This window comes from Naasia aerilata, assembly GCF_030296595.1.
GTDB classification, from domain to species: domain Bacteria; phylum Actinomycetota; class Actinomycetes; order Actinomycetales; family Microbacteriaceae; genus Naasia; species Naasia aerilata.
In genome coordinates this window covers 2,655,657-2,678,136 of record NZ_AP027731.1, presented here as the reverse complement: position 1 = coordinate 2,678,136, position 22,480 = coordinate 2,655,657, and the positions used below count along the sequence as shown (strand labels likewise).

Genomic DNA, 22,480 nt, shown 5'->3' with positions numbered 1-22,480 from the left:
GGTTACTCGGCCCAGACTGGAGCGGCTCCGAGCGTCGCGTCGCCCATGCGGTGCACCCGCACGTCGTTCGTCGAGCCGGGGATTCCGGGAGGGGAGCCGGAGATCACGACGACCTTGTCGCCCACCTCGGCGAGGCCCTCGCGCATCATGACCTCCTCGACCTGGTGGAACATCTGGTCGGTGTGCTTCACGCGCGGCACCAGGAACGACTCGATGCCCCAGGTCAGGGCCATGCGGTTGCGGATGCCCGGCTCCGGCGTGAACGCCTTCATCGGGATGGGCGAGCGCAGCCGCGACATGCGCCGGGCGGAGTCGCCGGACTCGGTGAACACGCACAGGTACTTCGCGCCGACGAACTCGGCGACCTCGGCCGCCGCGAGGGTCATCGCGCCGCCCTGGGTGCGCGGCTTGGTGCCGAGCGGCGGGACGCGCTCGAGGCCGTGGTCCTCCGTCGAGGTGATGATGCGCGCCATGGTCTGGACCGTGACGACGGGGTACTCCCCACGCTCGTCTCGCCCGAGAGCATCACGGCGTCGGCGCCGTCGAGGACCGCGTTCGCGACGTCGGACGTCTCGGCGCGGGTCGGCACGGGGCTGTGGATCATCGACTCGAGCATCTGCGTCGCCACGATGACCGGCTTCGCCATCCGGCGCGCCAGCTCGACGGCGTGCTTCTGCACGATGGGCACCGCCTCGAGTGGCAGCTCGACGCCGAGGTCGCCGCGGGCGACCATGATCGCGTCGAACGCGTCGACGATGCCCTCGAGCGCGTCGACCGCCTGGGGCTTCTCGATCTTGGCGATGACCGGGACGCGGCGCTTCTCCTCGTCCATGATCTCGTGCACACGGCGGATGTCGTCCGCGCTGCGGACGAACGACAGCGCGATGAAGTCGGCGCCGATGCGGAGGCCCCAGCGGAGGTCCGCCTCGTCCTTCTCGGACAGTGCCGGCACGTTGACGGCCACGCCCGGCAGGTTGATGCCCTTGTTGTTGCTGACCGGCCCGGCCACGACGACCTCGGTCGTCACAGTGGTGCCGTCGGTGCCGGTCACGCGGACGCGGACCTTGCCGTCGTCGATCAGCAGCGGATCGCCCGGCTTCACATCGGCGGGCAGGCCCTTGAACGTGGTGCCGACGATGTCCTTGTTGCCGACGATGTCCTTGGTCGTGATCTTGAAGGTGTCGCCCTCGGCGAGCTCGTACGGCCCGTCCTCGAAGCGGCCCAGGCGGATCTTCGGCCCCTGCAGGTCAACGAGGATGCCGACGGCGCGGCCGCTGTCCTCGGACGCCTTGCGCACGTTGGCGTAGACCGCCTCGTGCACCGAGTAGTCGCCATGGCTGAGGTTCAGCCGGGCGACATCCACCCCGGCGTCGATGATCGCGCGGATCTGCTCATAGCTCGACGTTGCGGGACCGAGCGTTGCGACGATCTTGGCTCGTCTCATGCGGGGGTGTTTCCTCTTCCGTTCGATGCGCGCTCGTGGCGCGAAGGTCAGACCGCGAGTGCGCGGTCGGTGGGCCGGACCGGGAACGGGAGCTCCGTTCCGCCCTCGAGGTAGGCGTCGACCGCCGAAGCGGCCGCACGCCCTTCCGCGATGGCCCACACGATGAGCGACTGGCCGCGACCGGCATCCCCGGCGACGAACACGCCGGGGTGACTGGTCTGGTAGTCGCCCGCGCGCTCCACGTTACCGCGCTCGTCGAAGGGCAGCGCCAGCTGGTCGGCGAGCTCGGTGCTCTCCGGTCCGGTGAAGCCCAGGGCGAGCAGGACCAGGTCGGCCGGGATCTCGCGCTCGGTGCCGGCCTTGGGCACGCGACGGCCGTCGAGGTACTCGGTCTCGGCGACGCGGATGGCGCGCACGTTGCCCTCGCCGTCGTTGAGGAACTCGACGGTGGAGGCGAGGTACATGCGCTCGCCGCCCTCCTCGTGCGCCGTCTGGACCTCGAAGAGCGCCGGGAACATCGGCCACGGCTGGTTCGACTGCCGCTCCGAGGGGGCTGCTTGCCGATCGCGAGCGTGGTGACCGAGGCGGCGCCCTGGCGGTGCGCAGTGCCGAGGCAGTCGGCGCCGGTGTCGCCGCCGCCGAGGATGACGACGTGCTTGCCCTCGGCGAGGATCTGCCCGTGCACCTGGTCGCCGGCGACCGCCCGGTTCGCCTGCACCAGGTACTCCATGGCGAAGTGCACGCCATCGAGGTCCCGACCCGGGATGTCCAGGTCGCGCGGGACGGTGGCGCCCGTGCACACCACGACGGCGTCGTAGCGGGCGCGCAGGTCGTCCCAGCTGATGTCGACGCCGATGTTGACGCCGGCGCGGAAGCGCGTGCCCTCCGCGAGCATCTGACCCAGACGGGTCTCGAGGATCCGCTTCTCCATCTTGAACTCCGGGATGCCGTACCGGAGGAGGCCGCCGATGCGGTCGTCCCTCTCGTACACGGCGACCGTGTGCCCGGCGCGCGTCAACTGCTGGGCGGCGGCCAGGCCCGCGGGACCAGACCCGACGACGGCGACCGTCTTGCCCGTCAGGCGCTGGGGCGGGTGCGGCTCGAGCCAGCCGTTGGCGAGGGCGTCCTCCGCGATCGCGGCCTCGACCTGCTTGATCGTGACCGCGGGCTGGTTGATGCCCAGCACGCAGGACGACTCGCACGGAGCGGGGCACAGCTTCCCGGTGAACTCGGGGAAGTTGTTGGTCGCGTGCAGGCGCTCGACCGCGGCGCGGTTCTCGCCGCGCCACATGAGGTCGTTCCACTCGGGGATGAGGTTGCCGAGCGGGCAGCCCTGGTGGCAGAACGGGATGCCGCAGTCCATGCAGCGGCCGGCCTGCCTGCGGATGACGGTCGGGTCGTGCGGCTCGTACACCTCACGCCAGTCCATGATGCGGACGGGCACCGGGCGCCGCGGCGCGGTCTCGCGCGCGCGGACCTTGAGGAAGCCCTTGGGGTCAGCCATGTGTCACCTCGAGAATGCGGTTCCAGACGACGTCGCCGTCGGGGTCGAGCCCCTCTTCGACGGCGCTCTGGCGGGTGGCGAGGACCGCGGCGTAGTCGCGCGGCAGCACCTTCGTGAAGCGCGCGACGGTCGCGTCGAAGTCGGCGAGCATGCGCGCGGCGACGTCCGAGTCGGTCTCGGCGAGGTGGCGCTGGAGGAGGTCGCGGAGGATCTCCTGGTCGGCGCTGCCGAGGGGCTCGAGCCCCAGCTCGCCGGAGGCGAGTGCCGCCGTGTTGACGCTCTCCGGCCGCAGGTCGCACACGTACGCGGTGCCGCCGGACATGCCGGCGCCGAGGTTGCGCCCGACCGAGCCGAGGATGACGGCGAGGCCTCCGGTCATGTACTCGAGCGCGTGGTCGCCGACGCCCTCGACGACGGCGGTCGCCCCCGAGTTCCGAACGAGGAACCGCTCCCCCACGATGCCGCGGAGGAACAGGGTGCCCTGAGTGGCGCCGTAGCCGATGACGTTGCCCGCGATCACGTTCTCCTCGGCCACGTAGCCCGCCTCGGCGGGCGGCCGCAGGATGACCGAGCCGCCCGAGAGGCCCTTGCCGACGTAGTCGTTGCTGTCGCCGATGAGCCGGAGCGTGATGCCGCCAGGCAGGAACGCGCCGAGGGACTGACCCGCCGAACCGCGCAGGGTCACGTCGATCGACCCCTCGGGCAGGCCGTTGACGCCGTAGCGCTTGGTGACCTCGTGGCCGAGCATCGTGCCGACCGCGCGCTCGGTGTTGCGGATGGGCAGGTCGATCTCGACCTTCCCGCCGTGGTCGAGCACGTCCGCGGCGAGGCGGAGCAGGCGGTTGTCGAAGTGCTCGTCGAGCTCGTGGTCCTGCGCGACGCGGCCGTACCGCGGCTCGCCGGGCGCGAACTTCGGACCGACCAGGATCGGCGCGAGGTCGAGCCCGTCCGCCTTCCAGTGCGCGATCGCCCGGTCCACGTCGAGGAGGTCGTTGCGGCCGATGATCTCGTCGAGGCTGCGGTACCCGAGCTTCGCGAGGATCTCCCGGACCTCCTGCGCGAGGAACTCGAAAAAGTTGATGACGAACTCGGGCTTGCCGCTGAAGCGCGCGCGGAGCTCGGGGTTCTGCGTGGCGACGCCGACCGGGCACGTGTCCAGGTGGCACACCCGCATGAGGATGCAGCCCTCGACGACGAGCGGGGCCGTGGCGAAGCCGTACTCCTCGGCGCCGAGCAGGGCGGCGACGATGACGTCCCGTCCGCTCTTCATCTGGCCGTCGACCTGGACAACGACGCGCTCGCGCAGGCCGTTGAGCATGAGCGTCTGCTGCGTCTCGGCGAGGCCGAGCTCCCACGGGGTGCCGGCGTGCTTGAGCGAGTTGAGCGGGCTGGCGCCCGTTCCGCCGTCGTGGCCGGAGACGAGGATCACGTCCGACTTCGCCTTCGCGACGCCCGCCGCGACCGCGCCGATGCCGTTCTGGCTCACCAGCTTGGTGTGGATGCGCGCCTCGGGGTTCGCCCGCTTGAGGTCGAAGATCAGCTGCTTGAGGTCCTCGATGGAGTAGATGTCGTGGTGCGGCGGCGGGGAGATCAGGCCGACGCCCGCGGTCGCGTGCCGCGTGCGCGCCACCCAGGGGTACACCTTCGCAGGCGGGAGCTGCCCGCCCTCACCGGGCTTGGCGCCCTGGGCGAGCTTGATCTGGATGTCGGTCGCGTGCGTGAGGTACATGCTCGTGACGCCGAACCGGCCGGACGCCACCTGCTTGATCGCGCTGCGCCGCTCCGGGTCGAGGAGGCGCTCCAGGTCCTCGCCGCCCTCCCCCGTGTTGCTGCGGCCGCCGAGGCGGTTCATCGCGATCGCGAGCGTCTCGTGCGCCTCCTTCGAGATCGAGCCGTAGCTCATCGCGCCCGTGTTGAAGCGGCGCACGATGCTCTCGATGGGCTCCACCTCGTCGAGCGGGATCTCCGGGCGCGTGCCCGTGCGCAGCGAGAACAGGCCGCGCAGGGTGCGCAGGCTCTCCGCCTGCTCGTCGACGAGCTTCGTGTACTCGCGGAAGATGTCGTAGCGCCGGTTCCGCGTCGCGTGCTGGAGGCGGAACACGGTGTCCGGGTTGAACAGGTGCGGCGGTCCGCCGCGGCGCCAGGCGTACTCGCCGCCGACCCAGAGCCGCTCGTGGGCGAACGACGACTGGTCGTCCGGGTACGCGGCACGGTGCCGCGCGGCGTTCTCCGCCGCGATGACGTCCATGCCGACGCCGCCGAGCTTCGACGTGGTGCCGGTGAAGTACTGGGCGACGAACTCGGCGGAGAGGCCGACCGCCTCGAACGCCTGGGCGCCCGAGTAGGAGGACACCGTCGAGATGCCCATCTTGGACATGATCTTGAGCACGCCCTTGCCGAGCGCCTTGATCACGTTGTGGACAGCGTCCTCGGGGCTGATGCCGGAGAGGCGACCGCTGCGGACGAGCTGCTCGCACGTCTCCATGGCGAGGTACGGGTTCACCGCGGCCGCGCCGTAACCGATGAGCAGCGCGACGTGGTGCACCTCGCGCACGTCGCCCGCCTCGACGATCAGGCCGACCTTCATCCGGTTCTCCCGGCGGATGAGGTGGTGGTGGACGGCGGCCGTCATCAGGAGGGACGGCACGGGCGCCTGGTCCGCGGTCGAGTCGCGGTCGGATAGCACGATGAACTGCGCGCCGTTCTCGATCGCCTCGTCGACCTCGGCGCACATCGCATCGATGCGGCGCTCGAGCGCCTGCGGTCCGTCGTCGACCCGGTAGAGGCCCCGGACGACAGTTGTCGTCGCGCTGCCCGGCGACGAGTCGATGTGGTGGATCTTCGCCAGCTCGTCGTTGTCGATGACCGGGAAGGAGAGCACGACCTTACGCGCGTGCTCCGGGCCCTCGGCGAGCAGGTTCAGCTCGGGCCCGAGACCGGTGCCGAGGGAGGTGACGACCTCCTCGCGGATGGAGTCGAGCGGCGGGTTGGTCACCTGTGCGAACTGCTGCGTGAAGTAGTCGAAGAGCAGCCGCGGCCGGTCCGACAGCACGGCGATCGGGGTGTCGGAGCCCATCGCGCCGAGCGGCTCGGCCCCGGCGCGCGCCATGGGCTCGAGGAGGATGTGGACCTCCTCCTCGGTGTAGCCGAAGGTGCGCTGGCGGCGCGTGACGGACGCCGGCGTGTGCACGATGTGCTCGCGCTCCGGCAGGTCCTCGAGGTGGATGCGGCCGGTCTCGAGCCACTCCGCCCACGGCTGGGCCGCGGCGAGGTCGCTCTTCAGCTCGTCGTCCTCGATGATGCGGCCGGCGACCGTGTCGACGACGAACATGCGGCCGGGACGCAGGCGCCCCTTGCGCACGATGCGCGCGGGGTCGATGTCGAGGACGCCGATCTCGCTCGCGGCGACGACGAGGCCGTCGTCGGTCACGACGTACCGGCCGGGACGGAGCCCGTTGCGGTCGAGGGTCGCCCCGACGAGCGCGCCGTCGGTGAAGGTGATGGCGGCGGGGCCGTCCCAGGGCTCCATGAGGAAGGAGTGGTACTCGTAGAACGCGCGGCGGGCCGGGTCCATGGCGGGGTTGTTCTCCCACGCCTCCGGCACCATCATCATGACCGCGTGCGGCAGTGACCGGCCGCTGAGGCTCAGCAGCTCGACCACCTCGTCGAACGAGGCGGAGTCGCTGGCGCCGGGCGTGACGATCGGCAGCATCGGCGTGAGGTCGCCGAGCAGGTCGCTCTCGAGCTGCGACTGGCGTGCGCGCATCCAGTTGCGGTTGCCCTGGATGGTGTTGATCTCTCCGTTGTGCGCGATCATCCGGAACGGCTGCGCGAGCGGCCAGGACGGGAACGTGTTCGTCGAGTACCGGGAGTGCACGAGCGCGAGGGTCGAGGCGAACCGGGGGTCGGAGAGGTCCGGATAGAAAGGCTCCAGCTGGAGCGTCGTGACCATGCCCTTGTAGACGAGGGTGCGACTGGAGAGCGAGCAGAAGAAGGCGCCCCGCTCACGCTCGGCGCGCTTGCGGAGGCGCAGCGCCTGCCGGTCGAGGCGGATGCCCGCGAAGGGCACGCCGTCCGAGTCGTGCCGACGGCTGGTGACGAACATCTGCTCGAACACGGGCATGGCGCCGCGCGCCAGGTTGCCGATCTCGTCCGGCCGGTGCGGCACCTCCCGCCAGCCGAGGATCTCGAGGCTCTCCTCCTCCGCGATGGCGGCGAGGGCGGCCTTGAGGCTCTCCCGCTCGGCGTCGTCGGTGGGCAGGAAGGCGAGGCCGACCGCGTACTCGCCGGCGGGCGGGAGGTCGAAGTCGACGACGGCGCGGAGGAACTCGTCCGGCACCTGGGTCAGGATGCCGGCGCCGTCGCCCGTGCCCGCGTCGGAGCCGACCGCGCCGCGGTGCTCCAGGTTCCGCAGCGCGCCGAGCGCGGCGGAGATGATGTCGTGCCCCGGGGTGCCCCGCATCGTCGCGACCAGCGCGAGACCGCAGGAGTCGCGCTCGTCGCGCGGGTCGTACATCCCCTGCGCGTCCGGCGTCGTCGAGAACCGCCGATAGGGCGATACGACCTGCTCAGGCGTTGCGGACGTCATCGACGGGCCTCCTCACGGAATCGGGCGGGACGGCGCTGGCCCGGGAAGGGGGATGGGAAAGGGAAGGGATGCTGAGACGGCCAGCATTACATTGTGCAGCAGCTCGGACAGGAGCGCGCTGGGCGCTTCCTGCGCCCTCGGCGGAATGTCGACGGAATCCGGCCGGATCGGCTCAGAGTCGCGTGGAGCCGCTTCTCGGAGAGGCCGAGCTTGTGGCCGGCACTTCCGCGGACTCCTGGTCGTCGTCGTCGCCGGGCCGCTCGAAGTCCTCTGCGGTGTAGCGCGACTCTACCTGATCGTCCCGACCCCACTCGCGGCCCGGCACGTACGGGCCGGGCTCGACGCCCGGGTGCCGTCGCCGCTGGACCACGAAGATGACGATGCCGATCAGCACCGCGAGGATGGCCGCCTCGACGTTGACCCGGAGGCCGAAGAAGATCTGGCTCGGATCCACGCGGATCGACTCGAACCAGATGCGGCCGAGCCCGTACCAGATGAGGTACAGGGCGAAGAGCTTGCCCCACTGCAGGCGCCACTCGCGCTCGATGAGGAGCAGCAGGACGGCGCCGAACACGTTCCAGAGGATCTCGTAGAGGAAGGTCGGGTGGAAGAGGGTGCCGTCCGCCAGGCCCACGGGGAACGCGGGGTTGGACGACTCGATCTCGAGGCCCCACGGCAGGTTGGTGGGCTGGCCGAAGAGCTCGTGGTTGAACCAGTTCCCCAAGCGGCCGATCGCCTGGGCGAGGAGCATCCCCGGCGCCAGCGCGTCGGCGAACGTCCAGAACCGCACCCCGGTGATCCGGCAGCCGATGTAGGCACCGATGGCGCCGCCGATGAGGGAGCCGAAGATCGCGTTGCCGCCCTCCCAGATGAAGAGGATGGCCCAGAGGTTCTTGCCCTCGCCGAAGTAGTCGCCGGGGTGGGTGAACACGTGGTACAGCCGCGCCACGATGATCCCGAACACGACGGCCCAGAGCGCGATGTCGACCGCGACGCCCGGCTCGGCACCGCGGCGGGTGAGGCGGCGCGAGGTGAGCACCAGAGCGACGACGATCCCGACGAGGATGCAGATCGCGTAGGCGTGGATCGTGAAGATCCCCAGGCTGAACGAGCTCCACTCGGGCGGGGGCTCGGGATGCTGCGCGGCGTCACGATGGCTCAGGCTACTACAGGGGTCGGCTCGGACCGGTTACGCGGGACGGGTGCCTGCGGCCAGGCGAGCCGCGGTCTCGGCGACCGCGGCGACGCCGCCCTCGGCCAGCGCGCTGACCAGGGCCGAGCCGACGATCGCGCCGTCGGCGTAGCCGAGGACCTCACGCACCTGCTCGGCGGTGGAGATGCCGATGCCGACGCAGGCGTTCTCCGCGCCGGCCGCGCGCAGCCGCTCGACCACGCCGCGGGCGGCCCGGTCGACGTCGGCGCGTGCCCCCGTGATGCCCATCGTCGAGACGGCGTAGACGAAGCCCCTGCTCACCTCGACGGCGCGGGCGAGGCGGGCGTCGCTCGAGGAGGGCGCGGCGAGGAAGACGCGGTCGAGGCCGGTGCGCTCGGAGGCGGCGAGCCACTCCCCGCCTCGTCCGGGATGAGGTCCGGGGTGATGAGCCCGGACCCGCCCGCGGCCGCGAGGTCGTCGGCGAACCGCTCGACGCCGTACTGCAGCACCGGGTTCCAGTAGGTCATGAGGAGGATCGGGGCGTCGACCCGCTCGCGCACGGCTTGAACCGCCTCGAAGCCGTGCCTCAGCCGGAACCCGCCAGCGAGGGCGCGCTGCGTGGCGGCCTGGATGACCGGCCCGTCGATGACCGGGTCCGAGTACGGCAGGCCGAGCTCGAGGGCGTCCACCCCGTTCTCGACCAGGGCGACGGCTGCCTCGATGCTGGTGGGCAGGTCGGGGAAGCCGATGGGCAGGTAGCCGACGAGGGCGCCGGTCCCGGCGTCCCGCCGCGCGGCGAGCATGTCCGCGACGCTGGCCGCGGTCCGCGAGGCGCTCACACCTGCTCCGCATCGCGGTCGAGGAGGTCGAAGTAGTGGCCGGCCGTCGTCATGTCCTTGTCCCCGCGCCCGCTGAGGTTCACGAGGATGACCGCGTCGGGGCCGAGCTCGCGCCCGAGGTCGAGCGCTCCCGCCAGCGCGTGCGACGACTCGATGGCGGGGATGATCCCCTCGGTCCGGCTGAGCAGACGCAGCGCCGACATGGCCTGGGCGTCGGTGATCGGGCGGTAGCTCGCGCGCCCGATGTCCGACAGCCAGGCGTGCTCCGGACCGACGCCCGGGTAGTCGAGGCCCGCCGAGATCGAGTGCGACTCGAGCGTCTGCCCGTCCTCGTCCTGCAGCAGGTAGCTGCGGGCGCCGTGCAGCACGCCGGGCCGGCCGCGCGAGATGGTCGCGGCGTGACGAGGCGTGTCCACGCCGTCGCCCGCGGCCTCGAACCCGTAGAGCCCGACCTCGCTGTCGTCGAGGAAGGCCGTGAAGATGCCCATGGCGTTGCTTCCCCCGCCGACGCAGGCGGCGACCGCGTGCGGCAGCGAGCCGGTGAGCTCGAGGACCTGCTCGCGCGCCTCGTCGCCGATGATCCGCTGGAGGTCGCGGACCATCGCGGGGAACGGGTGCGGGCCGGCGACGGTGCCGAAGACGTAGTTGGTGGTGCCGACGTTCGTCACCCAGTCCCGCATCGCCTCGTTGATCGCGTCCTTCAGCGTGCGCGAGCCGGTGGTGACCGGGATGACCTCGGCGCCCAGCAGGCGCATCCGCGCGACGTTGAGCGCCTGGCGCTCGGTGTCCACCTCGCCCATATAGACCACGCAGTCGAGGCCGAAGAGCGCGGCGGCGGTCGCCGTCGCGACGCCGTGCTGGCCGGCGCCGGTCTCCGCGATGACCCGGCTCTTGCCGATGCGCTTGGTGAGCAGCGCCTGGCCGAGCACGTTGTTGATCTTGTGCGAGCCGGTGTGGTTGAGGTCCTCGCGCTTGAGGATGATCCGCGCGCCGCCCGCGTGCTCGGCGAAGCGCGGCACCTCGGTGATGATCGACGGCCGTCCGGTGTAGGTGCGGTGCAGGTCGTCGAGCTCGAGCCGGAACGCCGGGTCGTGCTTCGCGGCCTCCCACGCGACGGTCAGCTCGTCGAGAGCCGCGATGAGCGGCTCGGGAGCGTAGCGGCCGCCGTACTCGCCGAAGTAGGGGCCGGGCTGGGAGAAGCGGCTGAGCTTCTCGCTGAGGGTGTCGTCGGTCATGCGCTGAGGAACTCCTGGATTCTCGCCACGGGGTCTCCGGTGACGAGGGCTTCTCCGACGAGGACGACGTCCGCACCGGCCTTGCGGTAGTGGGCCACGTCGGCGGCGCTCTTGACCGCCGACTCGGCGACCCGGATGACCGAGCCGGGGATGCGATCGGCCAGGCGACCGAAGAGGTCCTGGTCGAGCTCGAACGTGCTGAGGTCGCGCGCGTTGACGCCGATGAGCCCGGCTCCGACCTCGAGCGCGCGCTCGACCTCGTCCGCATCGTGCGTCTCGACGAGCGCGGTCATGCCGAGCGAGGTCGTGAAGTCGAACAGCCGCGCGAGCGTCGGCTGGTCGAGGGCGGCGACGATGAGCAGCACCAGGTCGGCGCCGGCCGCGCGGGCCTCGAGCACCTGGTACTCGTCGATGAGGAAGTCCTTGCGGAGCACCGGCAGCGACACGGCGGCGCGGACGTCCCGCAGGTCGTCCAGCGAGCCGCGGAAGCGCCGCTCCTCGGTGAGAACGCTGATCGCGCTCGCTCCCCCGGTCTCGTAGGAGACCGCGAGGGCCGCGGGGTCGGGGATGTCGGCGAGCCGGCCTCGGGAAGGACTGGCGCGCTTCACCTCGGCGAGGATCTTCACGCGGTCCGCAGGGCGGAGGGCGTCGAGGACGTCGAGCGGTGCCGGCGCCGTGGCGGCGAGCGATTCCACCGCCGCATACGGCGTGGTGACGCGCCGGGTCTCGGCGTCGGCACGGGCGCCCTCGACGAGGTCGATGAGCAGGGACACGGGGCTCCTAGTGCGAGGAGGCTTTGGAGACGGATCTCGACCCGTCGACACCGAAGCCCATGCGCTTGAGCACGAAGCCGAGGATCGCGCCGACCACGAGGACGATCACGCCCGCCCAGATGAGGATGTCCCAGCTGCCCGGGTAGGTGAAGTGGAGGAAGAGCCCCACGGTGCCCGCGGCGATTCCGACCAGCATGACGACGACAGCGGTCCAGGCGGCAGGAGAATCGCCGTGTCCGGGCTCGGAGTGCTCGTTGCTCATGTCCAGGAGTCTAGCGGGGGTCACCGTTCGGGGCCGCCAGTCGGGTCGGCTCCGCGGGTCAGCGCATCCCACGGATCGGAGGGCGTCGCGGCCGCATCGCCGTCGCCGTAGCGGCGCGCCGTGCCCGGCCAGGAGGCGGCCGTAACGGCCACCGCGATCGCGAGGAGGACCACGAGTACGCCCGCGACGATCGCGACCACGGGCCATGCTGTCAGGCCGACGGAGTCGACCAGGCCGCGCACCGAGTCGTGCCCTGTCACGCCGGTCAGCGCGGACACGCGATGCTCGGCCCCGCTCACCGGATCGGCGAGCACGGGCAGCGGGGACAGCACGGCGCCGGCGCCGAGCAGGGCGAGCACCGCCGCCAGAACGTAGCGGAGCACGCGCGGGGCGATGCTGGCCGCACCCACGCACGCGACGGCGGCCAGGGCGAGGCCATTGAGCGCGGGCGCCGCCTCCTCCGGTCACCTCGACGGTGCCGGTCGTCGCCTTGAGCGTCACGCTCAGCCAGGTCGTGTTCGCGGCGGCGAGCAGGACACCGGCCGCGACCAGCACCGCGGCGAGCAGCGCGTACTTCCGCTTGCGGCCGTCGCGTGCGCCGTCGCGGGGCGGGCGCGCCGTCAGCGCACCCTCCGCAGGGCGTTCGCGATCGCGACGGCGCGCAGCGGCGCCGCCGCCTTGTTCTGCGACTCGGCGTACTCGGACGGCGGGTCCGAGTCCGCGACGAGGCCGCCCCCTGCCTGCACCCGAGCGATGCCGTCGGAGAGCAGGGCCGTGCGGATCGCGATCGCGAGGTCGGCATCCCCGGCGAAGTCGAAGTAGCCGACCACTCCCCGTAGACGCCCCGCTGAGCGGGCTCGAGCTCGTCGATGATCTCGAGGGCGCGCGGCTTGGGTGCGCCGGAGAGCGTCCCGGCGGGGAAGGTCGCGCGGAAGACGTCGACCGCGTCGGCGTCGGGCCGCAGCTCGCCCTCCACCGAGGACACGAGGTGCATGATGTGGCTGAACCGCTCGATCCGCATGAACTCGGTGACCTCGACGGTGCCCGCGACGCACACCTTGGAGATGTCGTTGCGGGCCAGGTCGACGAGCATGAGGTGCTCGGCGCGCTCCTTGGGGTCGGCAGCGAGCGTGTCGGCGAGGTCGGTGTCCTCCTCGGGCGTCGCGCCCCGGGGCTTGGAGCCGGCGATGGGGTGCGTGAACACGCGCCCCTCGCTCACCTTCACGAGCGCCTCGGGCGAGGATCCCACGACCGAGTACGGCGTCCCGTTCGGCCGCTCCAGCGCGAGCAGGTACATGTACGGGCTGGGGTTGAGCGCACGCAGGACCCGGTACACGTCCACGGGTGACGCGGACGAGTCCAGCTCGAACCGCTGCGAGATGACGACCTGGAAGATGTCGCCGTCGCGGATGTGCTCCTTGGCCCGGTCGATCGACGCGAGGAAGTCGGCGCGCTTGGTCCGGAGCCGGGGCGACGGCGTGACGGCGAAGTCGGCGATCGCGAGGTCGGCGGGCAGGGGCTGCGCCAGCCGCGTCTGCAGACCGTCGAGCCGCGCCTGCGCGTCCGCCCAGAGGTCGTCGACCGGATCCTCGCCGTCCGCGAGCACGGTCACGACGAGCAGCACCGAGCCCAGCTTGTGGTCGACGACCACGAGCTCGGAGACGAAGCTCAGCGCCTGGCCAGGAACGTCGAACTCGGCGGGCGGGGCGTCCGGCAGGCGCTCGATCTGGCGGATCGCCTCCCAGCCGATGAACCCGACGAGTCCGCCGGTCAGCGGCGGCAGACCCGGGATGCGCGGCGTACGCCAGCGCTCCACGAGCTTGGCGACCGCGTCGAGCGGGGCCGGCATCGACCCGGGCCCGAAGGCGCGGTCCTCGTCGAGCACCCCCGAGATCCAGGCCGCTTCGCCGCCCCGCTGCGTCAGCACGCCGAAGGACGCGACGCCGACGAACGACCACCGGGACCAGATGCCGCCCTGCTCCGCCGACTCGAGCAGGAAGGTGCCCGGCCGAGGGCTACCGTCCACGCGCGTCGCGAGCTTGCGGTAGATCCCGACCGGGGTCTCCTCGCCCGCGAACAGCTCGCGGACGACGGGCACGACGCGGTGGTTCGGGACCAGGCGGTCGAACGTCGCGCGTGACGTGGTGGTCATCGGTCGCCCTCCCGAGGTCCGCCGAGCACGGGGCGCAGCGGATCCACATCGAAGCACGCGTGGGCCCCCGTGTGACAGGCGGGACCCACCTGATGCACGGTCACGAGGAGCGCGTCGGAGTCGCAGTCGAGCGCCGCCGCGCGCACGTACTGGACGTTGCCGGATGTGTCGCCCTTGCGCCAGTACTCCTGCCGGCTGCGGGACCAGAACGTGACCCGCCCCTCGGTCAGCGTGCGGCGCATCGCCTCGGCGTCCATCCAGCCCAGCATGAGGACGTCGCGGCTGCCCTCCTCCTGGATGATCGCAGGCAGCAGCCCCGCGGCGTCGAACCGCGCGCGGGCGAGGACGTCCGCCGCGTCGGTGCCGTCGGCCGTCGTCTCGCTCATGCGCGGACCTCGATCCCTTCGTCCTGCAGCTCCCGCTTGACCTCGCCGATGGTCAGCTGGCCCGAGTGGAAGACGGATGCGGCCAGCACGGCGTCCGCTCCGGCGTGCACGGCCGGAGCGAAGTCGCGCAGCGCTCCCGCCCCGCCCGATGCGACGACCGGCACGCTGCTGATCGCCCGCATCGCGGTGATGAGGTCGAGATCGTATCCGGCCTTCGTGCCGTCCGCATCGATCGAGTTGACGAGCAGCTCGCCCGCCCCGAGGCCGATCGCCTCCGCTGCCCACTCGAGGGCATCGAGCTCGGTGAGCCGGCGGCCGCCGTGCGTGGTGACGACGAAGCCGGACGCCGTGCCGGGCGCCCGCTTCACGTCGAGCGAGAGCACGATCACCTGCGCGCCGAAGCGGTCGGCGATCTCGGCGATCAGGGGCGGGCGCGCGATGGCGGCGCTGTTGACGCCGATCTTGTCCGCACCGCTCGCGAGGAGCCGCGCGACGTCGGTCGTCGAGCGCACGCCGCCGCCCACCGTGAGCGGGACGAACACCTGCTCCGCAGTGCGCCGCACGACGTCGTACATCGTGTCGCGCTCCTCGGTCGTCGCCGTGACGTCGAGGAAGGTGAGCTCGTCGGCGCCCTGCTCGTAGTAGCTCTTGGACAGCGCGACCGGGTCGCCGGCGTCCCGCAGGTTCTCGAAGTTGACGCCCTTCACCACGCGCCCGTCGGCGACGTCGAGGCAGGGGATCACCCGGACCGCGAGGGACATCAGATGCGGGCCGCGTGGATCGGGCTGACGAGGATCGCCCTGGCCCCGATCTCGTACAGCGCGTCCATCACCTGGTTGGTGTCCGAGCGCGGCACCATGACGCGGACCGCGACCCAGCCGGTGTCGCGCAGCGGCGACACGGTCGGCGACTCCAGCCCCGGCGTGACCGCCGACGCGGCGTCGATGAGGTCGGCGGGCAGGTCGTAGTCCATGAGCACGTACTGGTGGGCGACCATGACGCCCTGCAGCCGGCGCCCGAGGGTGTCGATGCCCGGTCGCGTCCGATCGGTGGTGATGAGCACGGCACTCGACTCGAGGATGACCGGGCCGAAGATCTCGAGCCCCTGCTTGCGCAGGGTGCTTCCAGTCTCCACCACGTCGGCCACGGCATCCGCGACGCCGAGTCGCACGGCCGACTCCACGGCGCCGTCGAGGCGGATCAGCTCGACCTCGACGCCCTCGCGGGCGAGGAACTCGCCGACGAGGCCCGTGTAGCTCGTGGCGACGCGCGCGCCCTGCAGGTCGGCGAGCGAGGAGAAGCGGCCGATGGGCCCGGCGAAGCGGAAGGTGGAGGCGCCGAAGTCGAGCTCCTGCACCTCCTGCGCGGCTGAGCCGGAGTCGAGGAGGAGGTCGCGGCCGGTGATGCCCACGTCGAGGGCGCCCGAGCCGACGTAGGTGGCGATGTCGCGGGGACGCAGGTAGAAGAACTCGGCGTCGTTGCGGGGGTCGGCGACGATGAGCTCTTTGGGGTCGCGGCGGACCGCGTAGCCCGCTTCGCGGAGCATGTCGGCCGCGGTCTCACTGAGCGTGCCCTTGTTGGGCACTGCGATCTTCAGCATGGCTGCTTTCGGGGAGGGTGTCGTGGAGGTTGTCGATTGGAACCGATCAGAGATGTCGGTAGACGTCCTCGGGGCTGAGCCCGCGCGCGAGAAGGAGCACCTGCAGGTGGTACAGCAGCTGCGAGATCTCCTCGGCGACGCGCTCGTCCGACTCGTACTCTGCGGCCATCCAAACCTCGGCGGCCTCCTCGACGACCTTCTTGCCGATCGCGTGGACGCCGGCGTCGAGCTCCGCGACCGTGCCGGAACCGGCGGGCCGGGTCTGCGCCTTGCCCGCGAGCTCCGCGAACAGGTCGTCGAACGTCTTCACCGCACCAGGCTACCGGGCCGTTCGGCAGGACTTTCTGCACTGAGCAGGACTGCAGGCCCCCTGACGCACTGCCGAGCGCAGAAATTCCTGCTGGAGGCGGGCCTGGAGCTCAGCGTTGCGGGGCCGCCTCGAGCGCGCGCTGGGCTGCGTCGCGGAGCTCGCGGATCGTGGCGCCCGGGTCGGCGGAGCCGAAGATGCTGGACCCCGCGACGAAGGAGTTCGCGCCGTTCTCGGCCGCGATGCCGATGGTGCGGGGCGAGATGCCGCCGTCCACCTGGAGGCGCAGGTCACGGCCCTCGCGCGCGGCGGCGTCGGCGAGCTGCGCGAGCTTCGGCATGGTCTCGGCCATGAACTCCTGGCCGCCGAAGCCGGGCTCCACCGTCATGACGAGGAGGAGGTCGAACTCGTCGAGCAGCGGCAGCCATTGGTCGGCCGACGACGCGGGCTTGAGCGCCAGACCGGCCCGCACGCCGCGGGCGCGGATGGCCCGGGCGGTCGCCACCGCATCCCGCGCCGCCTCCGCGTGGAAGGTGACCGACGCGGCTCCTGCGGCGGCGTAGTCGGGCGCCCAGCGGTCGGGGTCGTCGATCATGAGGTGCAGGTCGAGCGGCAGCGGGCTCACCTCCGCCAGGCGCTCCACGACAGGCAGCCCGAGCGTGAGGTTGGGCACGAAGTGGTTGTCCATGACGTCGACGTGGACGAGGTCGGCCTCTCCGATGCGCTGGAGCTCCCGCTCGAGGTTCGCGAAGTCGGCCGCCAGGATGCTCGGGTGGATGTGCAGCGCCACGGTCGAGAAGTCTACTGAGCGGCGACCGGACGCCCGGCGGCCGGCAGTCCGCCCGACTTCGTGAGCAGCGCGATGAACATGCCGTCGGTGCCGTGCCGGTGCGGCCACAGCTGCACGGCATCGCCGACCGCTGCGGCGCGCAGCGCTCCCCGGTCACCTCGGAGAGAACGGCGGCGGTGTCGACCGGAACGAGCGTCTCGTGTGCGGCCAGGGCGCCGGCGACCACCTCCCGCGTCTCCTCCAGGTGCGGCGAGCACGTGACGTAGGCGAGCAGCCCGCCGGGCTTGAGCGCGGCGATCGCCGAGTCGAGGAGATCGCGCTGGATGGGCACGAGTGCGGCCACGTCCTCGGGGAACTTGCGCCACCGCGCCTCGGGCCGTCGCCGCAGGGCGCCGAGGCCGGTGCACGGGGCGTCGAGCAGGATCCGGTCGAAGAGGCCCTCCTGGCCGGTGCCGAACCGGCGGCCGTCCCCGACCACGACCTCGTGGACGCCCGGGACGGCGTCGAGCGCGTTCTGGACGAGGTCCGCCCGTCCGGGGACGACCTCGTTGGCGAGCAGCGACGCACCGCCGACCGCCGCCTCCGCTGCCAGCACGGCCGCCTTGCCGCCGGGGCCTGCGCACATGTCGAGCCACCGCTCCCCCAGCATCACCGGCCGAGCTCGCGTCAGGGCGAGCGCCGCGAGCTGCGAGCCCTCGTCCTGCACCCGGACGGTGCCCTCCCGAACGGCGGGGAGGCTGAGCGGGTCGCCGCCGCTCAGCACCATGCCGATCGGCGAGAACTCGGTGGCGCCGAGGCCCACCTCGCCGCGCTCGCCGAGGCCGGGCAGCGCGACGAGCCCGACCTTGGGCGGCGCGTTGTCCGCCTCGAGCAGGTAGGTGAGCTCGGACTCCCGGCCGTCCTCGGCCAGGGCGGCCCGGAACGCCTCGACGACCCACGCCGGATGCGAGTGCAGCACGGAGAGGCGCTCGTACTCGCCGTCCGTGCCGTCGAGCACCCGGTGCAGCCACTCCTCGCGGTCGGTGCGGGCGATCGAGCGGAGCACGCCGTTGACGAACCCCGTGCCGGACCGGACGCCGGAGGTCTTGGTCTGGAGGACCGCCTCGTTGACGGCGGCATGCGGGGCGACCCGCATGGAGAGCAGCTGGTGGGTCGCCAGGCGCAGGATGTCGCGCAGGGGCGGGTCGATCTTGACGATCGGTCGTCCGGAGGCGAGCTCGATCACCCGGTCGTAGTAGCCGGACCGGCGCAGGGTGCCGTAGGTCAGCTCGGTGGCGAGGGCAGCGTCGGCGGTGTCGAGGCCCGCGCGATGGACGCGCGCGGGGAGCAGGAGGTTGGCGTACGCGTCCTCCGCCGAGACCGCACGGATGACCTCGAGGGCGACCCGCCGAGCCGGCTGCACCGCCGGCGTGCGGGTGCGCGGAGCGCTCACGCGCGCACGTCCTGGGTCGGCGGGAGGGCGGCATCCAGCGCGTCCGTGCGGAGGCCCCGCCACCAGGCGGCGGCCTCCAGGGCACGGCCGCCTGCCGCCTGGACTCGGACCAGCTCGATCGGGTCGTCGCCCGTGCCGAGGAGCACCTTGCCGCCGGAGAGGATCAGCCGGCCCGGCTCCGGTCGCTCGGCCGCGGGAGCCCGCCGCGCGGCCAGCACCTTGAGCCTCCCGTCGGCGAGGGCGAGGAACGCCCCCGGCTCAGGTGTCGCGCCCCGGACGCGGTCGAGCACGCGCTCCCCGGCTCGCGCCAGTCGAGAGCGCCGTCGAGCAGGGACAGCTTCGGGGCGAGGGTGGGCTCGCCCACCTGGGGCGCCGCCGTGGCGGTTCCCGCCGCGAGCTCGTCGACGACGCGGGAGAGGAGGCCGGCCCCGTCGCGGGCGAGCGCGTCGAGCAGGTCGCCTGCCGTCTCGTCCGGCCCGATGTCCCGGCGCAGCATCCCGAACACGGGCCCGGTGTCCATGCCGCGCTCCAGCTGGAACACGCTCGCGCCGGTCTCGCGGTCGCCCGCGAGCAGCGCGTGCTGCACCGGCGCGGCGCCCCGCCAGCGCGGGAGCAGGGAGAAGTGCAGGTTGATCCAGCCGAGCCGGGGCAGGGACAGGAGAGGATCCCGCAGCAGTGCGCCGTAGGCCACCACCACGCCCAGGTCCGGCTGAAGCGCCGCCAGCCCCGTCGCGTACTCCGCGTCGAGCGCAGCGGGCCGGTCGACGGGCAGCCCGAGCTCGGCCGCGCACACCGCCACCGGCGACGGCGTGAGGATGCGCTTGCGGCCGACCGGCGCATCCGGCCGGGTGAGCACGGCGGCGAGCTCGTGCGGCCCGGCGGCGAGGGCCTCGAGGCTCGGCACGGCGGGGGTGGGAGTTCCGGCGAAGACGAGCCTCATCGCCTGCCTCCCATTGCCGCGCGAGCGGAGCTGCCGCGGCCGTCAGAGCGCATCGGGGTCATCCATTCGGACTCTGAGTGTAGGTGCAGGTCGCTGGTCACGCCCGTCCGCAGTCCGGTCCCGGGCACGCCGGCCGCCGGCCGCGCGGACGATCCCGGTGCGGAGGACGCCGGCCACCGCCGCACCGTGCGCGTAGTCGAAGCGCAGCACGGTGCGCACGCCCGACTCGTCGTGCTCGCTGCTGACCACGGTCGCGCCTGCGGCCTGCGCCTCGGCGAGCAGGGGCTCCACGAGGCGCAGCGGGCCGGTGACGGTCGCGACCCGCACGGCCGGCGGGAAGCGGAGCTGCCTCCGGTCGGCGAGCTCGCGGGACAGGAAGTCCGACTGCCGCCAGGTGGCCAGCGCGAGGCCGAGCGGCCCGGTGACGCCGACGAGGTGCACCGGCGCGCCGGGCGCGGCGAGGAAGCCGCGGCCGACCACCACCGCAGGCAGTCCTCCGCGACGCGCGCGCTCTCGCGCATGAGCATGCGCTGCCCGTCGAGCAGCAGCACGGCCTGGTAGCCGCCGTCCGCGATCGGCTCGGCCCCCGCGTGGCGATGATGAGGGCTCGCTCGTCGGTGACGCGCTCGAGCGGCCGCTCGCCGTCGGAGATCTGCACGCGCACGCCGGGGAAGGCGCGGGCCAGGTCGTGCGCGGTGCGGCCCGCGTCCGCCGCCATCGGCGTGCCCGCCTTGAGCGCGTCGAGCGCGGCATTGCCCGGGCGGGCCACCTGCAGGAGCACCGGGCCCAGCACGAGAGCCTCGGTCGCCGCCCGCCAGGCGGCCTGCGGGATGCGCGGCGACCCGGCGTCGTCAGGCGTGAGGACGACGGCGGGGGTCCGCGCTTTGGGCGGCGACACCGCGCGCAGCCAGCCGAGCTCCACCAGGCGCTGCGTGGCCGCCGAGCGGGACAGGCTGAGCAGCACGAGGGAGCAGCCGGACTGCTCCTGCCGCACGAGAGCGGCATCCCGCGCGTGCACGTAGGGCGCGAGCGGCTCGGCGAAGAGCGAGTCGCCGTCGTTCCAGAGGGCGATGAGCCCGAGCCGCGCCACCGGCGCGTACACGGCCGACCGGTTGCCGACCACGATGCACGGCCTGTCCTCGAGCGCGGAGAGGAAGGACGCGTACCGCTCGGCGTTGCTCTGCCGGGCGTCCAGGCGCAGCACGACGGCTCCCCCGGCCACCGCGGCGAGGGCCGCCTCCACCTGGTCCTGGTCCCGGTAGTCCGGCAGGGCGAGGATCGCGCTGCGGCCCGCGGCGACCTCGCGGACCGCGAGCTCGGCGAGGGTGACCGCCCACGCGCCGACCCACGAGTCCCCCAGCCGGACGACCCCGGTCAGCCCGTCCACGGCGACCCGGTCCCCGGGCGTCAGGTCGAGCTCGGCTCCGTAGCCCGTGACCGGGACAGCGGCGGGCCGCGTCTCGGGCTCGGGCGGGCGGCGGCCGTCCCGCCAGGCCTTCTCGACCCGCACCTGGCGCTTGGGGATGGCGAGCCGCAGAACGTCGCTCGCGCTCCCCGCCGCCCTGTCGGCGACCGAGCGAGCGAGCGCGTAGACCTCCGGTGTGAGCACGCGCTGCTCGGAGACGAGGGCTTCGACGGCGCTGAGCTCCCCGGGCACGTCACTCGTGGCCGCCGTCTCGACGACGTAGGCGTCGGCGATGCGTCCCGCCATGCGGAGGGGCACGCGCACTCGCACGCCGGGGACCACCGACGCGCGGAGCTCCTCCGGGATGCGGTAGTCGAAGAGGTGGTCGAGCTGCGGCAGCGGGGTGTCGAGAAGCACCCGCGCGACGGCGGGGTGCTCGGGTGCGGCCACGGTCCCGGTCAGAGCCCCGCTGCGCTGCGCAGGTCCTCGACGCGGTCGAGGCGCTCCCAGGTGAACCCCGGGAGCTCGCGGCCGAAGTGACCGTAGGTCGAGGTGCGCGCGTAGATCGGGCGGAGGAGGTCGAGGTCGCGGATGATCGCGGCCGGGCGGAGGTCGAAGACCTCCCGGATCGCGGCGATGATCGTCTCATCGGGGACCGTGCCCGTGCCGAAGCTCTCGACATAGAGGCCAACCGGACCTGAGCGGCCGATCGCGTACGCCACCTGCACCTCGAGCCGGTCGGCGAGTCCCGCGGCGACCGCGTTCTTCGCGACCCAGCGCAGGGCGTAGGCGCCGGAGCGGTCGACCTTGGAGGGGTCCTTGCCGCTGAACGCGCCGCCGCCGTGCCGCGAGGCGCCGCCGTAGGTGTCGACGATGATCTTGCGGCCGGTCAGTCCGGCGTCGCCCTTGGGCCCGCCGATCTCGAATCGTCCGGTCGGGTTGATGAGGAGCCGGACGTTGGAGGTGTGCAGCGGCGCGGTGTCGAGGACGGGGCGGATGACCGTCTCGGCCACCTCGGCCCTCAGCTGCTCGGTGCTGATGGAGGGCGCGTGCTGGGTGGAGAGGACGACCGTCTCGACGCTGCGCGGCGTGTGGCCGTCGTACCCGACGGTGACCTGCGTCTTCCCGTCCGGGCGCAGGTAGTCGAGGATGCCCTCGCGCCGCACCTCGGCGAGGCGCTCGGCGAGCCGGTGGGCCAGCCAGATGGGGACCGGCATGAGCTGCGGGGTCTCGCGGGTGGCGAAGCCGAACATGATGCCCTGGTCGCCGGCGCCGAGGTGGTCGAGGGCGTCGGTCGCCGGCGAGCCGGCTGCGGCCTCGCGGACCTCCCCGGCGTTGTCGACGCCCTGCGCGATGTCGGGCGACTGCGCCCCGATCGAGACCGAGACGCCGCAGCTGTCGGCGTCGAAGCTCTTGTCGGACGAGTCGTAGCCGATCGCACGGATGCGGTCGCGGACGATGCCCGGGATGTCGGCGTACCCCTCGGTGGTCACTTCGCCCGCGACGTGGACGAGCCCGGTGGTGACGAGGGTCTCCACGGCCACGCGGCTGCCCGGGTCCTGCTCGAGCAGCGCGTCGAGGATGGAGTCGGAGATCTGGTCGCAGATCTTGTCCGGGTGGCCTTCCGTCACCGACTCCGAGGTGAACAGGCGCAGCGCAGCCATGACTCT

Annotated in this window: 13 protein-coding genes and 6 pseudogenes; all 19 read right to left on the bottom strand. The window is 72.5% G+C overall.

The window, feature by feature from the left end; genetic code table 11:
* Nucleotides 1–2: 2 nt before the first annotated feature.
* Nucleotides 3–1,444 (bottom strand): annotated as a pseudogene (pyk, locus tag QUE51_RS13990) (pyruvate kinase).
* 47 nt (nt 1,445–1,491) lie between these two features.
* Nucleotides 1,492–2,948: pseudogene (locus tag QUE51_RS13985) on the bottom strand (glutamate synthase subunit beta).
* Nucleotides 2,941–7,536, bottom strand: coding sequence for a glutamate synthase large subunit (gene gltB, locus QUE51_RS13980; RefSeq protein ID WP_434017208.1), 4,596 nt, complete (start codon nt 7,534–7,536; stop codon nt 2,941–2,943). Before gltB ends, QUE51_RS13985 begins: the two are co-directional and overlap by 8 nt.
* Nucleotides 7,537–7,708: 172 nt before the next feature.
* Nucleotides 7,709–8,698 (bottom strand): prolipoprotein diacylglyceryl transferase, encoded by a 990-nt coding sequence (gene lgt / locus QUE51_RS13975; RefSeq protein WP_434017273.1) that lies wholly within the window; start codon nt 8,696–8,698, stop codon nt 7,709–7,711.
* A 27-nt stretch (nt 8,699–8,725) separates the two neighbouring features.
* Nucleotides 8,726–9,492 (bottom strand): annotated as a pseudogene (trpA, locus tag QUE51_RS13970) (tryptophan synthase subunit alpha).
* A 32-nt stretch (nt 9,493–9,524) separates the two neighbouring features.
* The gene (gene trpB, locus QUE51_RS13965; RefSeq protein ID WP_286276972.1) at nt 9,525–10,763 is read right to left on the bottom strand and encodes a tryptophan synthase subunit beta; all 1,239 of its coding nucleotides are present in this window, start codon (nt 10,761–10,763) and stop codon (nt 9,525–9,527) included.
* Entirely contained in the window at nt 10,760–11,530 is a 771-nt protein-coding gene (gene trpC / locus QUE51_RS13960; RefSeq protein WP_286279401.1) for an indole-3-glycerol phosphate synthase TrpC, read from the bottom strand. Before trpC ends, trpB begins: the two co-directional genes overlap by 4 nt.
* Before the next feature lie 13 nt (nt 11,531–11,543).
* Nucleotides 11,544–11,798: an HGxxPAAW family protein gene (locus QUE51_RS13955; RefSeq protein WP_286276971.1), complete on the bottom strand. Its 255-nt coding sequence runs from the start codon at nt 11,796–11,798 to the stop codon at nt 11,544–11,546.
* Nucleotides 11,799–11,818: 20 nt separating this feature from the next.
* Nucleotides 11,819–12,208 (bottom strand): Trp biosynthesis-associated membrane protein, encoded by a 390-nt coding sequence (locus tag QUE51_RS13950; RefSeq protein WP_286276970.1) that lies wholly within the window; start codon nt 12,206–12,208, stop codon nt 11,819–11,821.
* 210 nt (nt 12,209–12,418) lie between these two features.
* A pseudogene (locus QUE51_RS13945) lies at nt 12,419–13,950 on the bottom strand (anthranilate synthase component I).
* The gene (gene hisI, locus QUE51_RS13940) at nt 13,947–14,336 is read right to left on the bottom strand and encodes a phosphoribosyl-AMP cyclohydrolase (protein ID WP_286276969.1); all 390 of its coding nucleotides are present in this window, start codon (nt 14,334–14,336) and stop codon (nt 13,947–13,949) included. The pseudogene QUE51_RS13945 and the gene hisI overlap by 4 nt, the downstream one beginning before the upstream one ends.
* The gene (gene hisF / locus QUE51_RS13935) at nt 14,333–15,097 is read right to left on the bottom strand and encodes an imidazole glycerol phosphate synthase subunit HisF (RefSeq protein ID WP_286276968.1); all 765 of its coding nucleotides are present in this window, start codon (nt 15,095–15,097) and stop codon (nt 14,333–14,335) included. The genes hisI and hisF overlap by 4 nt, the downstream gene beginning before the upstream one ends.
* A complete protein-coding gene (gene hisG, locus QUE51_RS13930) occupies nt 15,097–15,936 on the bottom strand; it encodes an ATP phosphoribosyltransferase (RefSeq protein ID WP_286276966.1) in 840 nt (279 codons plus the stop codon). The genes hisF and hisG overlap by 1 nt, the downstream gene beginning before the upstream one ends.
* A 46-nt stretch (nt 15,937–15,982) precedes the next feature.
* Nucleotides 15,983–16,246 carry a phosphoribosyl-ATP diphosphatase gene (locus QUE51_RS13925; protein ID WP_286276965.1) on the bottom strand — a complete coding sequence of 88 codons (264 nt, stop codon included), beginning with the start codon at nt 16,244–16,246 and terminating at the stop codon, nt 15,983–15,985.
* Between the two features lie 109 nt (nt 16,247–16,355).
* The gene (gene rpe, locus QUE51_RS13920) at nt 16,356–17,033 is read right to left on the bottom strand and encodes a ribulose-phosphate 3-epimerase (RefSeq protein ID WP_286276964.1); all 678 of its coding nucleotides are present in this window, start codon (nt 17,031–17,033) and stop codon (nt 16,356–16,358) included.
* Nucleotides 17,034–17,044: 11 nt separating this feature from the next.
* Nucleotides 17,045–18,531 (bottom strand): annotated as a pseudogene (locus QUE51_RS13915) (RsmB/NOP family class I SAM-dependent RNA methyltransferase).
* Nucleotides 18,462–19,405: pseudogene (gene fmt, locus QUE51_RS13910) on the bottom strand (methionyl-tRNA formyltransferase). Before fmt ends, QUE51_RS13915 begins: the two co-directional pseudogenes overlap by 70 nt.
* A gap of 97 nt (nt 19,406–19,502) precedes the next feature.
* Nucleotides 19,503–21,260: a primosomal protein N' family DNA-binding protein gene (locus tag QUE51_RS13905; protein WP_350226667.1), complete on the bottom strand. Its 1,758-nt coding sequence runs from the start codon at nt 21,258–21,260 to the stop codon at nt 19,503–19,505.
* A gap of 8 nt (nt 21,261–21,268) precedes the next feature.
* Complete coding sequence (gene metK / locus QUE51_RS13900; RefSeq protein ID WP_286276963.1) at nt 21,269–22,474, bottom strand: methionine adenosyltransferase; 1,206 nt, start codon at nt 22,472–22,474, stop codon at nt 21,269–21,271.
* Nucleotides 22,475–22,480 lie beyond the last annotated feature (6 nt).